Here is an 18,396-nt window from a genome sequence, read left to right as displayed (position 1 = left end):
CGTCACCCTGCCCGCCGGGCCGGGCCTGGGCGTCACCCTCAACGAAGACAAGCTGGCCGAATACCGCCGCAAGTCATCACTCGCCCCCCACGCGTAACAGGAAGACAACCATGCTGTTTAAAGTCGAGATGAAGGTCAATCTGCCCCACGACATGCCGGCCGAGGTGGCCGCCGAGATCAAGGCCCGGGAGAAGGCCTATGCCCAGGAGCTGCAGACCCAGGGCAAATGGCGCCACCTGTGGCGGGTGGCCGGCAGCTACGCCAACGTCAGCATTTTTGATGTGGCCGACAACGCCGAATTGCAGGATCTGATCAGCAACCTGCCACTGTTTCCCTACATGGACATTCAGGTGGCGCCCCTGTGCCGGCACCCGTCCTCCATTCATCAGGATGACCGTTAACCGACGTTCGTCCCCCCTGCGACCAAATCATAAAAAAGATGCAAGGAGCAATATCATGTCTGTGAAAACCACCCATACCCCCGAGGTAAAAGAGCTGCTGGAAAAAGTCGCCGGTCTGAACCAGGCCGGTGGCAACGAGCGGGTCAAGACCATCGTGCACCGCGTGATGCGCGACGTCTTCCAGCTCATCGAAGACCTGGACATCACCCCGGAAGAATTCTGGAGCGCCGTTTACTATATCAACGACCTGGGCAAGAACGGCGAAGCCGCCCTGCTCGCTCCCGGCCTGGGCATGGACAAGTACCTGGACATTCGCATGGACGCCGCCGACGAGCTGGCCGGCCTGGCCGGCGGTACCCCGCGCACCATTGAAGGCCCGCTGTATGTGGCCGGCGCCCCGGAGTCCGAGGGCTTCGCCCGCATGGACGACGGCACTCAGGACGGCGACACCATGATCCTGACCGGTGTGGTCACCGACCAGGACGGCCAGCCGCTGGCCAACACCCTGGTGGAGATCTGGCACGCCGATCTCAAGGGGGGCTACTCCTACTTCGACCCGTCCCAGAGCGAATACAACCTGCGCCGCAGCATTCGCACCGACGCCGATGGCCGCTATACCGCGCAAAGCATCATTCCGTCCGGTTACGGCTGCCCGCCCGAGGGCGCCACCCAGGCGCTGCTGAACCAGCTGGGCCGCCACGGCCGCCGTCCGGCCCACATTCACTACTTCGTGTCCAAGCCGGGCTACAAGCACCTGACCACCCAGATCAACCTGGCCGGTGACGAATACACCTACGATGACTTCGCCTTTGCCACCCGTGAAGAGCTGGTGTGCGACGCCGTGCGCATCGACGACGCCGCCGCCGCCGAGCAGTACGGCCTGAACCAGCCGTTCACTCGAGTGGAATTCAATATTCAGCTGGTGGCGTCCGACAAGCCCGAGCACCAGCAGCGCCACGAGCGCAAGCGCGCCCTGGAAGACGACATCGCCTGAAAACTCGCCGGGTCAGTTATCAAGCAAACCCTCACCTGATCGGAAAGGGGCCTTTCGGCCCCTTTTGCATTTAGTGGTGATGATGACTTCCCGTTTAAGCCAGCTCCTGGCCTTATGACCCAGAAAATCCTTTCCTCCCCGGATAGATCAAAGGGCCGGCATGTTTTCTGAACATCCGAGCATCTCACCCACCCATGGATAATAATGTAACCTGGCAAATGTATGTTGCGTATTCGCCAATATTAGCGGGCGAATTATGCTGAACCACTTGAATCCTTTTCTTACTATTCAGGACTTTGGCTTGAGCTGCCGTTCCTTACTCAATGATGTAAATATCAGACCCAGCGTTTAAAGATTAGTGAGGTATTGATGCCGCCAAAGGCAAAGTTGTTACTCATCACGTATTCCGTGTCGACTTTGCGTATTTCATGCATGATGTAATCGAGTTCTGCGCATTCCGGGTCTACATTGTCCAGATTGACGGTCGGGCAGAACCAACCCTCACTCATCATTTCAATGGCGGTCCAGGCCTCCAGTACACCGCAGGCACCCAGGGTATGGCCGGTATAGCTTTTCAGGGAGCTTATCGGGGTGTTGCTGCCGAATACCGCTGCAGTCGCCCGGCTTTCGGCAATATCTCCCCGGCCGGTGGCGGTGCCATGGGCACTGACGTAACCGACGGATGAAGCGGGCAGGGCCGCACTTTCCAGGGCCTGACGGATGGCGACTTCCATGGTGCCGGCATTGGGCTGGGTCACATGAGTGCCATCGGAATTAGTGCCAAAGCCGACAATTTCGGCGTAAATCCGCGCGCCACGCCCCCGGGCGTGCTCCAGCTCTTCCAGAATAAGTGCGCCGCCCCCTTCACCGATCACCAGCCCGTCCCGATCCCGGTCAAAGGGTCGGGGCGAAAGATGGGGAGTGCCGTTGGCCACGCTGGTCGCATACAGGGTATCGAACACGGCGGCCTCGGTGGCGCACAGACCCTCGCTGCCTCCGGCCACCATCACATCCTGACTGCCGAACTTGATCGCCTCATAGGCATAGCCAATGCCTTGGCTGCCCGAGGTACAGGCGCTAGAGGTGGTGATCACCCGGCCACGAAGGCCGAAATGCACGCCAATGTTCACCGGAGTGGTATGGGCCATCATCTTGATATAGGAGTTGGCATTCAGCCCATCCGATGAATGGTTCATCAGCATATTGCCAAAATCCGCCAGGGCCAGGCTGTCGCCAGCGGAGGAACCAAACGAAACCCCGACTCGGCCGTTACCCAGCTCCTCACTGCCCAGCAGGCCCGCATCCTCAAGTGCCAGCTCGGTTGCATACACCCCGAGCTGAGCCACCCGGCCCATACTACGTAGCGCCTTTCTGGTGTAATGGGCCGGCATGGCAAAATCCCGCACCGGTGCCGCCAGCCGGGTATTCAGCCCATCGTAACGGTCCCAGTCATCCATTCTGACAATACCGCTGCGACCGGCGGCAAGGTTATCCCTGATGGTCTGCCAGTCGTTGCCGATGGGAGAAAAACCCGCCATCCCCGTAATCACAACCCGTTTCATCAATACATTCCACCATTTACCGAGATCACTTGGCGGGTGATATAACCGGCCCCTTCGGACATCAGAAAGCTGACCGTTGCCGCCACCTCGTCGACACTGCCTGTCCGTTGCATCGGAATCATCTTCAGCGCTTCCTCCATGGGCACGTCCTCGGTCATATCGGTTTCAATCAAACCCGGAGCAACGCAGTTCACCGTAATCTTGCGCCTGGCCAGCTCCACGGCCAGGGCCTTGGTGGCCCCGATAATGCCCGCCTTGGCGGCACTGTAATTCACCTGACCCCGGTTGCCCATTTCACCGGAGACCGAAGACAGAGTCACGATGCGGCCGGGTTTTCTGCGCCGAATCATGGGCATCATCAGCGGGTGCAGCACATTGTAAAAGCCGTCGAGATTGGTTCTGAGCACCAGGTCCCAATCTTCTTCCGGGATGGCCGGAAAGGCATTGTCCCGGGACACCCCTGCATTGCAGACCACGCCATAGTAGGCGCCATGGGTTTCCACATCCAGCTCCAGTACCCGGCGGCACAGCTCCCGGTCGGCAATATCGAATTGCAGGACCCGGGCCTGGCGGCCCAGCGCTTCGATCTCCTGGGCCACCGCGTCGGCGGCGGCACGGCCCGAACGGCAGTGCAGCACCAGATCAAAGCCGTCCCGGGCCAGTTGCAGGGCGATGCCCCTACCGATACCCCTGCTGGAGCCGGTAACCAAAATTGTTGCTGTCATTATTTTGCATCCCGTAAAAACACGTCGGCGTCTTCCGGCTGATAGATATTCAGGCTTGCCGTTACTTCGTAATCCCGGCCCTGGAGTTCACAGTCAAAGGCGCACAGGCCATTTTCCGCCTGCATGTTTCTGGTCACCTTAACGTGTATGCGCTCACCCGGGAGGAACCAAGCCACCGGCACGCTGTATTTTCGGGTGCCGAGCAAAAAACCCAGCCTGGGCGTCCGCCCCTGCTTGCGTTCCTGCAGGCCGGCCCAAGCACCTATAGCCTGGGCCATGTACTCCAGTCCCACCCAGGACGGCACCCCCTGTTCATCCGCGAACATGGAGGCCGGGGTAATGTCCACCGCCGCCGACAACCAGTCTTCACCGTATCCGGTGATCTCCGACAACAGGCTCATCCGCCCGGAGTGAGGGACCAGTTCATCTACATTAAACTCAGATTTCATGACACTCTTCTCAAAATCAAAGAGATATTGTTACCGCCAAAGGCAAAGGAGTTGCTCAATACATATTCGGGCTTACCTCCTGACACCGGCGTCGTTACCAGATTAAGGCCGGGCAGACCCGGGTCCGGTTGGCCATCCCACACATGGCGTGGCACCAGCCCTTCGGTCAGCACCAACCAGCCGATCCCGGCCTCCAGCGCGCCGGCGGCCCCCAGGGTATGACCGGTCAGCGGCTTGGTGGAACTGCAGGGCACGCCGCCGCCGAATACCTCCGCGACGGCCCGCGCCTCCATCTGATCGTTCAGCTGGGTGGCGGTGCCGTGCAAATTGATATAGTCCACCGCTCCGGGTTCGATGCCGGCATCGGCCAGCGCCGCCCTCATGCAGGCCATGGCCCCCGCCCCGCCGGGATCCGGGGCAGAAATATGATGGGCATCCGAGCTTTCCCCCACGCCGGCAAGCTCCACCCCGCCCGGCTCCCGGCTGAGCATAAACAGCCCGGCCCCTTCCCCGATATTGATACCGCGGCGATTCGCACTGAACGGATTGCACAGGTGGTCGCTGACCGCCTCCAGAGCGGAAAAGCCCTGCACCGTCAGCTGGCAGAGGGTATCCACCCCACCGGCCACCACGGCGTCGCAGACCCCCGCCCGCAACAGCCGACGGGCGGACGCCAGCGCCTTGGCCCCGGAGGAGCAGGCCGTGGAAATACCGAACACGGGGCCGCCCAGTTGCAATTCGGCGGCAATAAAGGCCGCCGTCGCGCCCATTTCCTGCATGCGGTAGTCATATTCGGGGGGCAGGGTACCGGTGGCGGCCCTGTGTTTCAGGGCCGCTTCACTGTCGCCGATGCCGGAGGTAGAGGTGCCGATCACCACACCAATACGGTGCCGGCCAAACCGACCGGCGGCCTGGGTGACAGCATCCCGGATCTGGTTCAGCGCCGCCAGTGCCAGACGGTTGTTGCGGCTGTGCCAATGGGTCTCGCTCAGGGTCACCGCCGGCAGCTCGCCGCGACAGAGTCCTAGGAGCATGGGCCGTCCGGGACTGAAGTCGTCCGTCAGCACCAGCCCAGACTCGCCCTGTTGCAGGCGGTGGCAGGCCGACTGCCGGTCTGCCCCCATGGCACTGACCATGGCCATGGCATTCAGGTAACACCGCTTCACTGTGCCAACTTCCTTTCTTCCAGTGTCTGTATGGTAACGCTATATTCCCCCAGATGGTTGATGACCCGGGTGCTGTCTCCTTCGTGAACCACATCAAGCAGCGGCACGCCATCATGCCACAAGCGCCGCCGGTTCGCTTCCATCTCCAGTGCCCAGCCCGCCTCCGGCGGGTAATAACGGCTCAGCGCGTCTGCGGGCCAGAGCGCCAACTGAATCGTCGCCAGTATCGCCCTAGCGGGCAGCTCAGCCGGAATATTCACCTGCTGCCGCAATTGCCGCCCGTCGTATTCCAGGGTCATCAGCGGCTGCCCCGTGGCCATCAGGGCCGCCAGCCTGCTCCGCTGATGGTCAAACCGGCCCACCACTAGAAACTGCAGCCGCTCGCCCCGGGACTCCATGGCCAGGGTCTGCTTCAGCAATACCGGTGCCGGCCCCTCCGCCGGCGGCAGCAACAACGGCTCCGGGGCCGGGCGGTTCAGGGCGCAGCCCGCCAGCAGGCAGGCCGCACTCAGCAGCAGGATCAGCCGCGACATAGCTCGGCCAGGGTCGAGAGCCGGGCCGGCTCGCTGACATAGGGATTGTTGCTGTCCCAGGCATAACCGGCGAGGATGGAGCTGATCATCGCCTTGACCCCCTCGCTCTTGTTGTTGGCGAAGATCACATCCTGCAGCCGTCCGTCATACCAGCCCTCCACAAACACCCTGAAGGTATCAATGCCGGTTCGCAGCGGGATCTCATATTCCTGCTGCCAGTCGGGGTTCAGTCCCTGCAGTTGACGGTGTACCGTGGCCGCCGCCAGGGTGGCAGATTTGAGCGCGATGGTGACGCCGGATGAAAACACAGGATCGAGAAATTCGCCAGCGTTGCCCAACAGGACAAAACGATCACCATAGAGCCGCTCCACATCGCTGGAGTAGCCTTCCAGCTTCCGCATGGGAGTATCGAACAGGGCATTGGACAGAAACTCGCTCAGCATGCCGCCCTCGGCGATATAACCCTGCAGGGTGGCCAGCCTGTCCATGCTCTCTTCGTCAAACCTGTCTCTGGGCAACACCACGCCCACCGAGGCCCGGCCATTGCTGAAGGGGATCAGCCAGTACCAGATCTCGGGCACGAAGGGGTGCACCGTGATCAGGATCTTGTTGCGATCAAAACGCGGATCGACAATTCTGTCTTCCACATGGGTAAACAAGGCCAGCCGGGCGCCCAGAGTGGAGGCCTTTTCCAGCTGCAGCAGGCGCGGCAGCACTCGGCCGAAGCCGCTGCCGTCAAGCAAAAAGCCGGCTTCCATCCGGTAGGCCTCGCCCGTTTCGGCCAGCACATCCACCACCACGCCGGCGTCATGGCGGGAAACCGCCGTCACCGTCTGGCCATAACGGATCTCGGCCCCCTGGCGCTCGGCACAGTCGGCCAGGGTCTTGTCGAACTGACTGCGCTGCACCTGATAGGTGGTGCCCCAGCCGGCGGAGAATTTCTGGCGAAAATCAAAAAAGTCGTAGTCGTAACCCCGGCAGAAGGCGGCGCCGTTCTTGTGCTGAAAGCCGGCCTCCACTACGTCCTGCAGCATGCCGACCTGCTCCAGAAACGCCATGCTTTGCGGTAGCAGGCTTTCGCCGATGGAAAAACGGGGAAAATGCTGCCGCTCCAGCACCAGCACCCGGTAGCCATACCTGACCAGCGACGCCGCCGCCACGGCACCGGAGGGTCCGGCACCGATGACAATGACATCATAAGTTCCCTGCTCAGCCATTCATTCTTTCTCCTTCGGAAGGGTCACGCATAAGGGGGGCCAACAGCCAGGTCAGTAACAGCCCCGGCAGGACGATGGCACCAAAGTGATAAAGCACCGGGGTCTGGCTCAGGGCCAGCAGACCGAATGCCAGCAAGCTGCTGAACGCCGACAGACTGACCGCCAGCCAGGTGTGATCGCTGTCGTTACGCTCATGCAGAAAGATCCCCATATCCAGGCCAATGCCCAGCACCAGCATCAGGGCGATCAAATTAAACAGGTTGTAGCCATCGTTAAGCAGCAAAAAGCCGGCAAAGGTCAGCAGGGACGCCAGCAGCGGCGGCAGCACAATGCGCCAGCAACGGCGGCGGTAACGCAGCATCAGCATCAGGATAACGGCGCTATAGGCCAGCAGCAGCCAGTAGACGATCTCGGCCCGGTAACGAGCCATCAGCTCGCTGATATTCTCCAACTGATCGACCAGCTGCACATCCGGCTCCCCCTCGGCCAGCTCGCTCAGGGCCTGTTTCAGCCCGGGGCTCAACTCTCCCTTGAGGCGGATAAGGGTGGCCACCTCTCCCTGACTGTCGCTGATAATATGGGAAGACCAGAGCCGACTTGCCTGCAACGCTTGCCATTGTTCCGGCGTCAGACGGGTATCTGCCGTCCGCTCCATTTCCATCCATGCCAGGGCACGCTGCTCTCCGGACAGGTGCAGCACATCGGCCAGGGCCGGCCACCGGGCCCGATACAGCGCCTTTACCTGTTGGGCGTTATCGGCCTGACGCTGGAGCGAGGGCAGCACCTGGGACAGAGCGCTGTAGCCCTGCAGGCCATGCTCCCGCTGCAAGCGGGCCAGCCCGGCCTGCAACCGCTCTTCGGTGCTCAGTACCTGCTCAAAATCGGCACCGCGCACCAGCAGGAACACGGCGCTGCTGCCATTACCCAGCCAGGCCTGCACCTGTCGGTCCTCGACCAGCAGGACCGCGGGCGAGGTTTGCAGCAGCCTCACATCGTCCCGGGGTACCCCCTGCCAGATCACCAGGCCTCCCAGCAGGCCGGCCACCAGCAGCAGCCCCGTCAGCCGGGGTCGACCATCCAGCCGGGGATAGACATTGCGCAACCGCGCCAGCCAGCCGGCGGCGGCCAGGGGAGTAAGGTGCTGCCGGCGGCTCAGCAACGGCAGCCAGAGCAACACGGTCAGCCAGGCGGCCACCAGCCCCAGGGCACAAAACACCGCCATCTGCCGCAGTCCCGGAAAGGGGGCCAGCGCCAGCCCGGTGTAGGCAATCACGCTGGACAGCAGCCCCAGCAGCAGGCCGGCAAAGAGCCTTGCGGTGATCCGCTCTCGGGGCAACACTCGGGCCTCGCAAATAAAGTGCATGGCATAATCCACCGCCACCCCGACCAGACCCGCGCCAAAGGCCACCGTAATCATGTGAATACGCCCGAATAGCAGCAGGGTGGCGGCCACCGCCACCAAAGAGCCCACCAGCACCGGCAGCAGCGCCAGCCCCAGGGGCCACAGGCTTCTGAACACCAGCAGGATCAACAGCACTATGCCCGCCAGGGAGCCCAGCCCTATGGTGGATATTTCCCCCCGGGCTCGCTCGGCCCCCGCCGCCGCATGGAGCAACAGACCGGAGCGATAGAAGCCGACCTGCTGCTGCCGCAACTCCGCCGTCAGCGGCGTCAGCACTGCCAGCACCGCCTGCTGTACCTCAAGGCTGAAGGGATCCGCCGCCAGTTGCAGGCTGAGCAGATAGGCGGGGCGGTCGGCGGCAGTCAGGCGCAGCAGGCCCCGGTCCATGCCGACCGGTACCCCGGCCTGCAACGACAGGGCCAGCTCACCATAGAGGCCAAAAGGATCCCCGATGGGATCCAGGACCACGGGCGACAAGGGGCTCATCAACTGCTGCAGGGCCAGCCGGTATTGCAAGGCCCCCTGCTCCCGGCCAAGGCGCTCCCGGACCTCGGGGTTCAGCAAGGTAAAACGGTAAGGGTAAAGCTCCTCCAGCGCCTGTCCGCCGGCGGGGGCCTGCCAGGTCAGCCGGGCCAGGCCGTCCAGCGCCTGCAACCGGCTGGCCGCCAGCTGCACCGCCGCCCGGGCCTGATTATCGTCATCGGCGGTGACCACCAGCACCAGCTTGTCTGCAAATTCCGCCGCCTGCCGTTCGGTGGCCCGTTTGAGCAGGGGTTGCTGCTCATCCACCGGCAGCAACGCCATCAGGCTGGTATCGACCACCAGCCCCCGCTGCCAGGCCGACAGGCACAGGGTCAGGATCACCGCCAGCCACAGCAGGGCACCGGCCCGCATCCTGTTCATTGGGGCAAATCAAGGAAGCGGATGCGGGTGCTGTCCCCTCCCGCCTCAAACAGGCGCGCCTCCCGCAGATAGCCGTCGCCCTTCAGCTCAATGCGGATAACCAGCCGGGCGAGACTCGCTTCCCGCGGGAGCAGGGTCGCCTGCCAGCGGGGGCCGGTAATCCGGCTCTGCACCTCAAAGTGCTGGGACAGGCTGTCCCAGCGGGCCGTCATGACCCCGAAAAAAATATCGCTGAACAGGGCCACCACCGGATTGCTCCGGGTTTCCAGCCGGGACAGCAGGGTGCCGTTCTGCTCGCTGGTAATGCGCTCCGGGGTCAGGGTCAGCAGGTTTTCAATGGGGCTCAAGGTATGCCAGCGGATATGGCTGCCGGCCTCATAGGAGAAGCGGCCTTCCGATCTGATGTCGGTATCCAGCGCCGCCAGATACCTGACTTGCTCAAAGCCACCGTTCAGGCTCTGAGGCGACTGCATCAGGGCTGCCAGCGCCTGATAGTCGGAGGCCGCCGCCTGAACCGGGAGCTGCCACCACAGGGCGGCCAGCAACAACAGCACCTTCTTCATTCGGTCAGCCCCAGCTTGTGCAGCAGCACCGCCGGCGAGGCATACTGCATTTCCCCGCTGGCGGCCTCCACCGCCACCTGCACAGTGCTGGCCCGGGTCAGGCGTTGACCGCTGTCGGCATCGCTGATCACATAGTTAATCCTGAGCCTGTGCTCCCATTCGGCCAGGCTGGCCTCCACCCTGATCTTCTGCTGAAAGCGCAGGGGCTGAGCATAGCGGATATGCAAATCGATCACCGGCCACACATAGCCGGAGTCCTCCATCTGCGGGCAGTTGTAATCGATCTTGTCCAGCAGCGCACAACGCGCAATCTCCAGATACTTGGCATAATGCCCGTGCCAGGCGACCCGCATGACATCAACATCATGAAAGGGAATTTCAAGCGTGACTTCGGCTTTAATCATGGCTTGTCCTGCTTATCGGGGCCGGCCGCGTGCTGATCGGCCAGCCAGAAAGGGAAAAAGTTGAACCACTGCAAGGGGGCCTTGCGGCAATAAGCCGCCAGACGGTCGGCATAGGCCTGCACCGCCCGCTGCAATCCCGCCTCCCGCTGCCCCCGCGGCAGCACCAGCCGCCGGCTGAACCTTTCCAGGTAGAGGTGATAACGGCCTGACTGCTTGAGGCAGAACATCAGATACAGGGGGCAGCGCAACAGGCTGGCCAGAATAAAGGCCCCTTGGGGAAATTCCGCCTCCTCCCCCAGAAACGTCGCCGTCGAGGTGCGGCCACCGCCCTGCACCGGGGTGCGATCTCCCGCGATCACTATGTATTCCCCCGCCTCGACACGCTCCGCCAGCACCATAGCGGTGGCCGGCGACATCTCGGTCACCTGCATCAGGCTGATGCTGGCATGGCCATGAGCCTGCTTCATCAGCCGGTTGAACTTCTCGGCATGACGGGTGTGCACCAGCATGGTCACGGCGATATCCGGCAACTGATGGGCCAGAGCGCTGCACACTTCGGTATTCCCCAGGTGAGAGACGATAATAATGCCGCCGCTACGGCCCTGGTCGACCTCGTCAAAGGCCGCCGGGGTTTCGAAGATCACATCCCGGGGGCGGATATGCCCCATCCAGACCAGCAACTTGTCCAGCAGGATTTCGCCAAAGCCCCAGAAATGGCGGAAAGGGGTCAGCCCGGCGCGCTGCTCCGGGGGCAGCTGACGCGCCACCCGCCGCAGATAGGCCCGGGACGCCTGCCGGGCCTGTCGGCGTCTCAGGTAGAAATAGGTCATCACCGGCAGCAGCAGGATGCGGAATCCCGTCCGGCCAAACAGACGATAGGCCAGCAGCAGGCTTTTCATCCCCAGCAGGGTGCCGGCCTCTCCGATCCCGGCCCAGTGCTTGCCGCCCTCAGCCATGGCAACGCCGCCTGAGCATGGCCGGCAACCGCACCAGCATGCCGAAGAACAGCCGGGTGTGCATCAGCGAGATCAGGGCGTTGTCCCTGACCGCCTTGAAGTGGGATACCCCATCCAGCGGATAGTGCACCCGGGTGGGCAGGTTGACCACCGGCAGTCCGCGCCAGCACCAGCGCACCAGTACCTCGGGATCGAAGTCCATGCGGTTACCGCAGGGCTCCTCATCCAGCAGCCGCACCACCCGGGCCAGCGGATAGAGCCGAAAGCCGCACATGGCGTCCTTGATCCGAAACGAAAGCGTGTTGATCCAGACCCAGACATGGGTCAGGTAACGGGCGTAATAACGCAGCGCTGGCACGGAGGCATCGTAACGGGGATAGCCGGAGATCAGGGCCTGGGGGTGTTGCGCGCCCATGGCCATAAAACGGGGCAGATCGGCCAGATCGTGCTGGCCATCGGCATCAATCTGGATCCCATGGCTGTAACCTAGCTCCAGCAGCCGCCTCAGGCCGACCTTGACCGCGGCCCCCTTGCCGCCGTTCTGCTCCAGCCGGAGCAGACGCACCTTGTCGCCATAGTGCCGGTCGAGCCGGATCAGCTCGTCGCGGCAGGCGGCCGAGCTGCCATCATCCACCAGCAATACCGGATAGCCGTATTCCAGCACCCGGGCCAGGGTGGGGCCAATGGCCTCTTCATGGTTGTAAACCGGAATCACCACGGCGGCCTGCAGCCCCGGTTCAGCTGAAGCAGATGCGTCCACTGGAATGCACTCCCTTGTCCGAAAAATAACGAAACGCCAGCTTTTGCCTGTCAGCCTGATATTCCATCCCCAGCGTCACCCTGGCATCGGGAAAAATTACCTGCTGAAACTTGGCCACCTCCAGGCGGCAGAAGGTGCCCTCCACTCCCAGCAGGGTGCGCCCGTAATGTTCGGCCCAGTGCACTTGGGTAATGCCCGGCAAAATGGGGTTGCCGGCAAAGTGGCCGTCAAAATAAATCAGGGTTGCCGGTATGGCCAGCGCCAGATCCGCACTCCGCCCGGTGATCGTCTGGCCAAGCACCTCGGGCCATTTAACATCCTGCTGCCGGAACATCGCCATTAATGAATCCACCGTAATCTTGCCCTGCTGGTTGTAGGGCATCTGCTCTGTAAAACGCCAGCGTCGCGGCAGCGCCACCGGCTCGAAATGGCGGGCAAATGCCTCCCGCAGCCGGCGCACCAGCGCCGGCTTGCCCCGGGTCTGTAAAAACTGCCGGCCTTCCGGAGTCAGCTCCGCCACCAGGGCGATCTCGGTCCGCCGCCGGCTCAGCGCCAGGGCCCTGGCGATCTTGATCAGGGGCTGCTCCTCGGCCACCTGCTCCACCTCGGCCAGCGAAATGCGCTTGCCTTCAATCTTGACGATGCGATCGGCGCGCCCCAGCAGGGCGAAGCCGCCGTCTTCCGACAGCGTCGCACGGTCGGCCAGCAACTGTCGGCCGCCCTCAAGCTGGGGGCCGGTCACCAACAGCCGGCCCTCCGGGGTCAGCTCACAGTCCAGCCCCGGCAGGGGCCGCCAGCCGGCCTCACTGGTCGGGGTCTGAACTCGCCAGGCCACGGCCCCCGTTTCCGAGCTGCCATAAATTTCCCGTATCTGGGCATCCAGCAGCACCGCCACCCGCAGGCTGTCCGCCCGTTGCAGGGGGGCCGCCGACGACAGCACGGCATGGCAACTGAGCCGCAGGCTGTGCCAGTCCAGCGCCGGATTCAGCCGGCTCAGGTGAGACGGGGTGGACACCAGCACGAAGTGCGGGTAGCGCCGGGCGCGACGAAACACATCTTCGGTCAGCTGACAGATCTCCGCCTCGAACAGCTGGCCCCGGCACAGCGGCCAGAGCAGGCGGAAGGTCAGTCCGTACAGGTGCTGATGACTCACGGTCGCCACCACCACGGCTCGGGCTTCCTCCGGGCCGGGCCAGCGCCGCTCCAGTGCCGCCAGCTCGCTTTCAAGCTGGGCCACGGTTTTGACGATGGGCTTGGGCGCCCCGGTGGAGCCGGAGGTATACAGCTCCAGCGCCGGAAAGTCCGCCGTCAGGGGCTGCCAGTCCGGCAAGGATGAGGATAACGGAGGGGCGTCCCGATAGTGGGCCTCAACGCCCGGAAACTGACCGGCAAAGCCGGCCACCCGGGGCTGCAGCCGGGCATGGGTAGCCGGCCGGTTGTCCCCGGGCAGGCAGACGGTGCTTCCCCGTTGCCACAGCGCCAGCAACATGGCCGCGAACTCGACCGTATCCTGATGATAAAGGGCCCAGCGCTGTCCCGGCCTGGCCGGCAGCCGCCGGTACCACCAGGCCACCCGGGCCTCCAGCTCGCGACGGCTTACCATGCCATCGGCCCCCACCGCCACCGGTCGTTCCGGTGCCTGGCGCAGCCAGTCAGACAAAGGGATCAGTGCACTCATACGGCGCTCCTGACCCGCCGCCGGATCACCCACTCCCCCGCCAGCATCAGGCCGATAAGAAGATAGGCGATCAGGCCGTTGTACAGTGCCCAGACGGCGGGGGACGCCCAGAGCATGGTGCCTGCCGACACGGCCCCGTTCAGCGCAAAAAACACGCACCAGGCCTGGGTGACCTTACGGGTATAGGCCACCCCTTCCGGCGGCAGATCTGGCTCCCTGAGCCGGGCCAGCCGCTCGATCACCGTTCGGGAACCAAAGAGGCTGCCGCCAAACACCAGCAACAGGCTCAGATTCACCAGCACGGGGTAGAATTGCAGCCCCAGCCGGGCACCCCACCCCAGGGTAACGGCGGCAACCCCCAGGGCGCTGCCGACGATCACCAGACGCTCGTGTTGCTGTCCGCCACCTCCCAGCCAGCGCATGCCCAAGATCACCAGCAGCACCGGCAGCAGCGCCAGGGCATCAAAGCGGTGCAAACCCCAATACACCAGAAAGGGATAGGCCAGGGTCAGCAATATGGTCGTTGTTCGCAGCAGCACCGGATTCAGCTCAGCAGTTTCTCGACTTCAGTCACCACATCCTGCACCGTGCGCACCGATTTGAAGTCCTCCGGCTTTATCTTCTTGCCGGTCATCTTCTTCAGCTCCACGACCAGATCGACGGCATCTATGCTGTCGATATCCAGATCCTGATACAGGTTCGCCTCTGGATTAATATCCGCCGGATCGATTTCAAACAGCTCTTCAAGCACGCTGGCGATTTTCTGATAGATTTGTTCCTGATCTGACATGAGGTTCACTTATTGTCCGGTTTGGGTTTGAATCAAGGCGGCCAGCGCGTTCACACTGGCAAAATGTTTTTTGGTATCTTCTGAATCCGCTTTCAGTTTGATGCCATAGCGTTTCTGCAATGCCAGGCCGATTTCCAACGCATCAATCGAGTCCAGCCCAAGACCATCAACGAAGAGGGCATCATCGTCGTCAATTTCTTCCGCCTCGATATCTTCAAGATCGAGAGCCTCAATAATCATCTGCTTTACTTCCAACTGCAGGCTGCTCATAACGTGTTAACTCCTCAGTAAAATAATCGGCGAGATCCGCCGTTAACTGGCGGGCAGCAAGGGACGGGACGCTTTCCCGCAGCCAAGCCGCCACCGGTATGGTGTCGTTGACGCGAATGCGAACATGCACCCTGGCCGCCGGTACTCGGTACCAGGGATCCTGCTTGCTCAGGGTACCGGGGCGACAGCTGATCAGTACCGGTGTGATGTCGGCGCCATTACGGATCGCCACATTGGCAGCCCCTCTTTTAAAGCTCAGCGGCATCCCTGGCGTGGTCCGGGTTCCCTCGGGAAAGATAATCAGTGCATCGCCTTTGGCAAAGGCGTCTCCCGCTGCGGCAATCACCTTTTCGTTGTCTTCGTTGATGATATAGCCAGCGAGTTTGAGCGCCCCCCGGGTAAAGGGATTGCGGAGCAGTTTGCCCTTCACCACACAGTTGGCATTGGGCACCAGGGCGATAAGGAAAACCACATCGATAAGCGACGGATGGTTCGCCAGTATCAACCTGGCATCCCGCAGTTTTTCCCGGTTTTCCACCTCGTAGCTGAGCACCCCCAGGCCTTTCATCATACCGATATAGCCGCGAAAGACATGATGGATCAGCCGCTGCCCCTGGTGTTCACGCTGCCTTGTGGTACCCGGCAGGCAGTACAGTACCGGCAGGGCCAGCAGCGGCAGCAATATGCCACCCAGCCCGAACACCAGAAAACTGAAGGCGGTTGCGCACCAGCGCCACAGATGATTGAGAGAGGCCGGCATTGCATTCACCCCCGGGCCGCGGACCCGCCACGCAAGCGCCAGCCTGCTCCCGACGCCGAGCCAAAACGGGCGCTGTCGTCCAGGCCACACAGCAGGCGCATCATTTGCAGCAGTTCACTTTGGTTCTGCGAGGCGTCAGCCGAAGCTGGCACTGACTGCTCAGGTTCGCTCTGCTCAAGGGTCATTCCGGTACCCTCGGTGCGGGAGAGCAGCATGGCCAGCGCAAAGGGAAAAGACTCACACTGGCTGTAGGGCCGGTACAGTTCGGGCAGGGGAACGTCATAGATCAGGCACAGCACCCGCTCTCGTTGCTGCAGCTGGGTCGCCGACTCCAGCAACGCCAGGGGGATCAGGTTGTCGGTGGCGGCAATGGCGGTGACTTCACTGACGTCCTGGCGCGCAATGGACAGCAGACCGCTGACGGCATTGTGAACCGCCAGGCTGAAGCCGGTGGGTGACATGGGTTGTTCAGCGGCAATGCCTTCCAGCAACGACAGGGTCAGCGGGGTGTCGCCATGGCGGGAAGCAAACACCCCCGGCATGGCATCGTTCTGTTCAAGCAGCGGCAGGGCCGCTCCGGCGGCGCAACGGCCAGGCTCGGTAAAACGCCGCCGTAACAGGGGCGGGATCTGTTTCAGGGAGATCTTGTGCAATCCCGGCTCAAGAGGAACAGGCTGCTCCAGCCAGCGACGCCATGCACAAGGCCCTTCCAGGCCGGGTGCCAGGGCATTCCATGACTGCAACTTGAAACCTAATGACATCCTTACTCCTGCCTGTAGTCCAACACAGGCCAGCCACTCCCACCCTGGCGACATTATTTCTGGTTAAAATCTGGCACTGGGTTATCAACAAAAAGCGACCCCAAGGACAGTTTCCATTGCCTGATGATGACAAAATACAGTCGTATTTTACACATTCATGACGAAACCATGAAAATCAGACAAAACTTCTTTTAACCCTGTTATTAAAGGGCGATTTTACCCCCTCCCTCCCATAATGCAAAGCAAAAACGGTTTACTCAATAAACACAAGCTACCTATAATCGCTAACTTATGAGGAAATTTGCAGCCATTAAGGAAGAATTCAATGAAAGTGCTCGTTACTGCCCTGTCGCTATTTTTTATGCTGATGTCTCCCCAGGCATTCAGCCGTGATACCAAACACATGTTATCCATTGAGGAAGCCATGGCCTCTCCCGACTTCCAGGAACGTCTGGACCCTAATATCGGGTTTTATTTCGGCACTCAGAAACATCCTAGGGTAGAACGCAGTCTGGGCAACTTCTCTAGCAATAAAAAAACCAATGCATTTAACAAAAGTGATGAGGAAGCCTGCCGCTGGGTCATGTTGTCCGCCATGCTGTCACTACAGGACAGGGTCAGAAAGGAAGGCGGCAATGCCGTGATCAACATCGCCAGCTACTACAAGAAAAATAAGGTCAACAGCAATACCCAGTATGAGTGTCATGCCGGTGCGGTGATCGCCGGTGTTGCCCTGACCGGAGAAGTCGTCAAGCTTGCCCGCTAACGACAGCCTCGGCACCATACTGCTCTGGTTTGCCAGCGCCGGTGCCCCCGGCCAGCCCGTCCCCGATGCCGGGCTGGCCTTGCTCCCCCCTGCTCAACGGGATTTTTTCCACTCGCTCCGCGCGCCCGGACGGCGGCAACAATATCTGCACAGCAGGCTGCTGATGTGCACAGCCCTGAGCCGGCATTACCGGCGGGCCACCACAGAGTGGGATATTGAAGAGCGGACCAATGCGGCCCCTCTTATTCACAATCTGCCTGTTCCCGCCCATATCAGCCTGAGTCACAGCCACCATCTGATCTGCTTTGGATTAAGTTCGTTCAGGATAGGCATTGATGTGGAATGGATGAAAAGCGGACGCCGCTTCCGGGAAATGGCCGCCCTGTTTATGAGCAACGAAGAAGTTGCCCTGTTACCCGAACACCCTGCCGAGCTGCAGCGGTATTTCTATCGGATCTGGTGCGCCAAGGAGGCTCTGTACAAAGCGCTGACTCCCGCCGAGCAGGCCCGGACCACCCTGACAGGACTCTCATACCCTGCCCTGCTGGAAAACGATTCCCCCTGGCATCTGATGCAGTCCCGTCTGGATCATTACCGGCTCGCCGTTGTCAGTGAAAAAGTCACTGCCGCCCCTCTGTTGCACCAGGCCTCGATTAACCTTGAACACGTCATGCGGGATGCCGCCAGACGCGGACTAAGCAATCACAAAAAAGGGCCTGATGGCCCTTTTGGGATACTCGACACAACTGAAACTCAGTGATGGTGATGACCGTACCCGTGGACTTCCTTCGCGGGTTTGGCCTCTTCTCCGTCCACCGATATTTCCACCTCGACCTCGCCCGCCTGTTCAAACCGCAGGGTCAGGGGAAAACGATCTCCCAGCTGGGGGGCCTGCTTCAGTCCCATCAGCATCAGGTGATGGCCGCCCGGGGCCAGGCTCACCGTTTCGCCGGCGGGAATCGGCAGGCTCTTGAGCTGGCGCATTTTCATCATGTCGCCGTCCATCAGGTGTGTGTGGATTTCCACCCGCTCGGCCAGGGGCGTGCTGGCGCCCAGCAGCACATCATCGGCCCTGCCCTGGTTGTTGATCACCAGATAGGCGCTGCCGTTGGCCGCCATGGGCGGGGCCGGACGGCTCCATGGGTGATCGATATGCAGCCCACCCTGCTCATATTCATGGGCCAGGGCGCCGCTGGCGCTGAGCAACAGCAGGGAAGCGATGGCACTGCGCATTACATTCATGGGGCTCTCCTGAAAATAAAAAGCGCGGCGCCGGTCAGCGCCGCCGAAATCCGTTGCACGGGTAGTAAAAGATGAGTCCCGTTCATACTAGAAA

The 18,396-nt window shown here is 61.7% G+C and carries 22 protein-coding genes; 4 read left to right on the top strand and 18 right to left on the bottom strand.

Annotated features, from left to right (window positions below; all coding sequences use genetic code 11):
- Window positions 1-110 precede the first annotated feature (110 nt).
- Window positions 111-401, top strand: coding sequence for a muconolactone Delta-isomerase (catC, locus tag B6S08_RS15085; RefSeq protein WP_094201632.1), 291 nt, complete (start codon window positions 111-113; stop codon window positions 399-401).
- Between the two features lie 55 nt (window positions 402-456).
- A complete protein-coding gene (catA, locus tag B6S08_RS15080) occupies window positions 457-1,395 on the top strand; it encodes a catechol 1,2-dioxygenase (RefSeq protein WP_094201631.1) in 939 nt (312 codons plus the stop codon).
- 335 nt (window positions 1,396-1,730) lie between these two features.
- Here the strand turns inward: catA and B6S08_RS15075 are convergent, their stop codons facing one another.
- Genes B6S08_RS15075 through B6S08_RS14995 form a run of 17 tightly spaced genes read right to left on the bottom strand, consistent with a single transcriptional unit; the run spans window position 1,731 to window position 16,294 of the window.
- A complete protein-coding gene (locus tag B6S08_RS15075; RefSeq protein WP_094201630.1) occupies window positions 1,731-2,957 on the bottom strand; it encodes a beta-ketoacyl-ACP synthase in 1,227 nt (408 codons plus the stop codon).
- Window positions 2,957-3,682, bottom strand: coding sequence for a 3-ketoacyl-ACP reductase FabG2 (locus B6S08_RS15070; RefSeq protein ID WP_094201629.1), 726 nt, complete (start codon window positions 3,680-3,682; stop codon window positions 2,957-2,959). The genes B6S08_RS15075 and B6S08_RS15070 overlap by 1 nt, the downstream gene beginning before the upstream one ends.
- Window positions 3,682-4,131, bottom strand: a complete 450-nt coding sequence (locus tag B6S08_RS15065; RefSeq protein ID WP_094201628.1) for a hotdog family protein — start codon at window positions 4,129-4,131, stop codon at window positions 3,682-3,684. Before B6S08_RS15065 ends, B6S08_RS15070 begins: the two co-directional genes overlap by 1 nt.
- A complete protein-coding gene (locus B6S08_RS15060; RefSeq protein WP_094201627.1) occupies window positions 4,128-5,297 on the bottom strand; it encodes a beta-ketoacyl-[acyl-carrier-protein] synthase family protein in 1,170 nt (389 codons plus the stop codon). Before B6S08_RS15060 ends, B6S08_RS15065 begins: the two co-directional genes overlap by 4 nt.
- Window positions 5,294-5,830 carry a DUF3261 domain-containing protein gene (locus B6S08_RS15055; protein WP_094201626.1) on the bottom strand — a complete coding sequence of 179 codons (537 nt, stop codon included), beginning with the start codon at window positions 5,828-5,830 and terminating at the stop codon, window positions 5,294-5,296. The genes B6S08_RS15060 and B6S08_RS15055 overlap by 4 nt, the downstream gene beginning before the upstream one ends.
- Window positions 5,818-7,047 carry an NAD(P)/FAD-dependent oxidoreductase gene (locus B6S08_RS15050; RefSeq protein ID WP_094201625.1) on the bottom strand — a complete coding sequence of 410 codons (1,230 nt, stop codon included), beginning with the start codon at window positions 7,045-7,047 and terminating at the stop codon, window positions 5,818-5,820. The genes B6S08_RS15055 and B6S08_RS15050 overlap by 13 nt, the downstream gene beginning before the upstream one ends.
- Window positions 7,040-9,352: an MMPL family transporter gene (locus tag B6S08_RS15045; protein ID WP_141202207.1), complete on the bottom strand. Its 2,313-nt coding sequence runs from the start codon at window positions 9,350-9,352 to the stop codon at window positions 7,040-7,042. Before B6S08_RS15045 ends, B6S08_RS15050 begins: the two co-directional genes overlap by 8 nt.
- A complete protein-coding gene (locus tag B6S08_RS15040) occupies window positions 9,349-9,915 on the bottom strand; it encodes an outer membrane lipoprotein carrier protein LolA (protein WP_094201623.1) in 567 nt (188 codons plus the stop codon). The genes B6S08_RS15045 and B6S08_RS15040 overlap by 4 nt, the downstream gene beginning before the upstream one ends.
- Window positions 9,912-10,319, bottom strand: a complete 408-nt coding sequence (locus tag B6S08_RS15035; protein WP_094201622.1) for an acyl-CoA thioesterase — start codon at window positions 10,317-10,319, stop codon at window positions 9,912-9,914. The genes B6S08_RS15040 and B6S08_RS15035 overlap by 4 nt, the downstream gene beginning before the upstream one ends.
- Complete coding sequence (locus B6S08_RS18580) at window positions 10,316-11,275, bottom strand: lysophospholipid acyltransferase family protein (protein ID WP_094201621.1); 960 nt, start codon at window positions 11,273-11,275, stop codon at window positions 10,316-10,318. The genes B6S08_RS15035 and B6S08_RS18580 overlap by 4 nt, the downstream gene beginning before the upstream one ends.
- Window positions 11,268-12,035, bottom strand: a complete 768-nt coding sequence (locus tag B6S08_RS18575; protein ID WP_094201620.1) for a glycosyltransferase family 2 protein — start codon at window positions 12,033-12,035, stop codon at window positions 11,268-11,270. Before B6S08_RS18575 ends, B6S08_RS18580 begins: the two co-directional genes overlap by 8 nt.
- On the bottom strand, window positions 12,013-13,713 hold the full coding sequence (locus B6S08_RS15020) for an ApeI family dehydratase (RefSeq protein ID WP_094201619.1): 1,701 nt from the start codon (window positions 13,711-13,713) through the stop codon (window positions 12,013-12,015). Before B6S08_RS15020 ends, B6S08_RS18575 begins: the two co-directional genes overlap by 23 nt.
- On the bottom strand, window positions 13,710-14,252 hold the full coding sequence (locus tag B6S08_RS15015; RefSeq protein ID WP_094201618.1) for a COG4648 family protein: 543 nt from the start codon (window positions 14,250-14,252) through the stop codon (window positions 13,710-13,712). The genes B6S08_RS15020 and B6S08_RS15015 overlap by 4 nt, the downstream gene beginning before the upstream one ends.
- 5 nt (window positions 14,253-14,257) lie before the next feature.
- Complete coding sequence (locus B6S08_RS15010; RefSeq protein ID WP_094201644.1) at window positions 14,258-14,503, bottom strand: acyl carrier protein; 246 nt, start codon at window positions 14,501-14,503, stop codon at window positions 14,258-14,260.
- 9 nt (window positions 14,504-14,512) lie between these two features.
- The gene (locus tag B6S08_RS15005) at window positions 14,513-14,773 is read right to left on the bottom strand and encodes a phosphopantetheine-binding protein (protein WP_094201617.1); all 261 of its coding nucleotides are present in this window, start codon (window positions 14,771-14,773) and stop codon (window positions 14,513-14,515) included.
- Complete coding sequence (locus tag B6S08_RS15000; protein ID WP_094201616.1) at window positions 14,733-15,533, bottom strand: lysophospholipid acyltransferase family protein; 801 nt, start codon at window positions 15,531-15,533, stop codon at window positions 14,733-14,735. Before B6S08_RS15000 ends, B6S08_RS15005 begins: the two co-directional genes overlap by 41 nt.
- 5 nt (window positions 15,534-15,538) lie before the next feature.
- Window positions 15,539-16,294, bottom strand: coding sequence for a beta-ketoacyl synthase chain length factor (locus B6S08_RS14995; protein WP_169716417.1), 756 nt, complete (start codon window positions 16,292-16,294; stop codon window positions 15,539-15,541).
- 325 nt (window positions 16,295-16,619) lie between these two features.
- Between B6S08_RS14995 and B6S08_RS14990 the strand changes: the two genes are divergently transcribed.
- Window positions 16,620-17,060 carry an excinuclease ATPase subunit gene (locus B6S08_RS14990; protein ID WP_094201614.1) on the top strand — a complete coding sequence of 147 codons (441 nt, stop codon included), beginning with the start codon at window positions 16,620-16,622 and terminating at the stop codon, window positions 17,058-17,060.
- A 163-nt stretch (window positions 17,061-17,223) separates the two neighbouring features.
- Complete coding sequence (locus B6S08_RS14985) at window positions 17,224-17,820, top strand: 4'-phosphopantetheinyl transferase family protein (protein ID WP_141202206.1); 597 nt, start codon at window positions 17,224-17,226, stop codon at window positions 17,818-17,820.
- Here the strand turns inward: B6S08_RS14985 and B6S08_RS14980 are convergent.
- Window positions 17,814-18,302 carry a copper chaperone PCu(A)C gene (locus tag B6S08_RS14980; protein WP_094201612.1) on the bottom strand — a complete coding sequence of 163 codons (489 nt, stop codon included), beginning with the start codon at window positions 18,300-18,302 and terminating at the stop codon, window positions 17,814-17,816. The genes B6S08_RS14985 and B6S08_RS14980 overlap by 7 nt on opposite strands.
- Window positions 18,303-18,396 lie beyond the last annotated feature (94 nt).

The organism is Oceanimonas doudoroffii (assembly GCF_002242685.1).
In the GTDB taxonomy this organism is placed as follows: domain Bacteria; phylum Pseudomonadota; class Gammaproteobacteria; order Enterobacterales; family Aeromonadaceae; genus Oceanimonas; species Oceanimonas doudoroffii.
Note: the sequence above shows the minus strand (reverse complement) of the source record. Positions and strands in the feature narration are given on the sequence as shown.

What these genes read in the sequence shown, in the direction of transcription:
- B6S08_RS15075 (WP_094201630.1), bottom strand. Translation starts at nt 2,957, where the DNA reads ATGAAACGGGTTGTGATTACGGGGATGGCGGGTTTTTCTCCCATCGGC.
- B6S08_RS15005 (WP_094201617.1), bottom strand. Translation starts at nt 14,773, where the DNA reads ATGAGCAGCCTGCAGTTGGAAGTAAAGCAGATGATTATTGAGGCTCTC.
- B6S08_RS15000 (WP_094201616.1), bottom strand. Translation starts at nt 15,533, where the DNA reads ATGCCGGCCTCTCTCAATCATCTGTGGCGCTGGTGCGCAACCGCCTTC.
- B6S08_RS14985 (WP_141202206.1), top strand. Translation starts at nt 17,224, where the DNA reads ATGTGCACAGCCCTGAGCCGGCATTACCGGCGGGCCACCACAGAGTGG.
- B6S08_RS18580 (WP_094201621.1), bottom strand. Translation starts at nt 11,275, where the DNA reads ATGGCTGAGGGCGGCAAGCACTGGGCCGGGATCGGAGAGGCCGGCACC.
- B6S08_RS15020 (WP_094201619.1), bottom strand. Translation starts at nt 13,713, where the DNA reads ATGAGTGCACTGATCCCTTTGTCTGACTGGCTGCGCCAGGCACCGGAA.
- B6S08_RS15050 (WP_094201625.1), bottom strand. Translation starts at nt 7,047, where the DNA reads ATGGCTGAGCAGGGAACTTATGATGTCATTGTCATCGGTGCCGGACCC.
- B6S08_RS15055 (WP_094201626.1), bottom strand. Translation starts at nt 5,830, where the DNA reads ATGTCGCGGCTGATCCTGCTGCTGAGTGCGGCCTGCCTGCTGGCGGGC.
- B6S08_RS15070 (WP_094201629.1), bottom strand. Translation starts at nt 3,682, where the DNA reads ATGACAGCAACAATTTTGGTTACCGGCTCCAGCAGGGGTATCGGTAGG.
- B6S08_RS14980 (WP_094201612.1), bottom strand. Translation starts at nt 18,302, where the DNA reads ATGAATGTAATGCGCAGTGCCATCGCTTCCCTGCTGTTGCTCAGCGCC.
- catA (WP_094201631.1), top strand. Translation starts at nt 457, where the DNA reads ATGTCTGTGAAAACCACCCATACCCCCGAGGTAAAAGAGCTGCTGGAA.
- B6S08_RS14995 (WP_169716417.1), bottom strand. Translation starts at nt 16,294, where the DNA reads ATGTCATTAGGTTTCAAGTTGCAGTCATGGAATGCCCTGGCACCCGGC.
- B6S08_RS14990 (WP_094201614.1), top strand. Translation starts at nt 16,620, where the DNA reads ATGAAAGTGCTCGTTACTGCCCTGTCGCTATTTTTTATGCTGATGTCT.
- catC (WP_094201632.1), top strand. Translation starts at nt 111, where the DNA reads ATGCTGTTTAAAGTCGAGATGAAGGTCAATCTGCCCCACGACATGCCG.
- B6S08_RS15035 (WP_094201622.1), bottom strand. Translation starts at nt 10,319, where the DNA reads ATGATTAAAGCCGAAGTCACGCTTGAAATTCCCTTTCATGATGTTGAT.
- B6S08_RS15040 (WP_094201623.1), bottom strand. Translation starts at nt 9,915, where the DNA reads ATGAAGAAGGTGCTGTTGTTGCTGGCCGCCCTGTGGTGGCAGCTCCCG.
- B6S08_RS15010 (WP_094201644.1), bottom strand. Translation starts at nt 14,503, where the DNA reads ATGTCAGATCAGGAACAAATCTATCAGAAAATCGCCAGCGTGCTTGAA.
- B6S08_RS15065 (WP_094201628.1), bottom strand. Translation starts at nt 4,131, where the DNA reads ATGAAATCTGAGTTTAATGTAGATGAACTGGTCCCTCACTCCGGGCGG.
- B6S08_RS15045 (WP_141202207.1), bottom strand. Translation starts at nt 9,352, where the DNA reads ATGAACAGGATGCGGGCCGGTGCCCTGCTGTGGCTGGCGGTGATCCTG.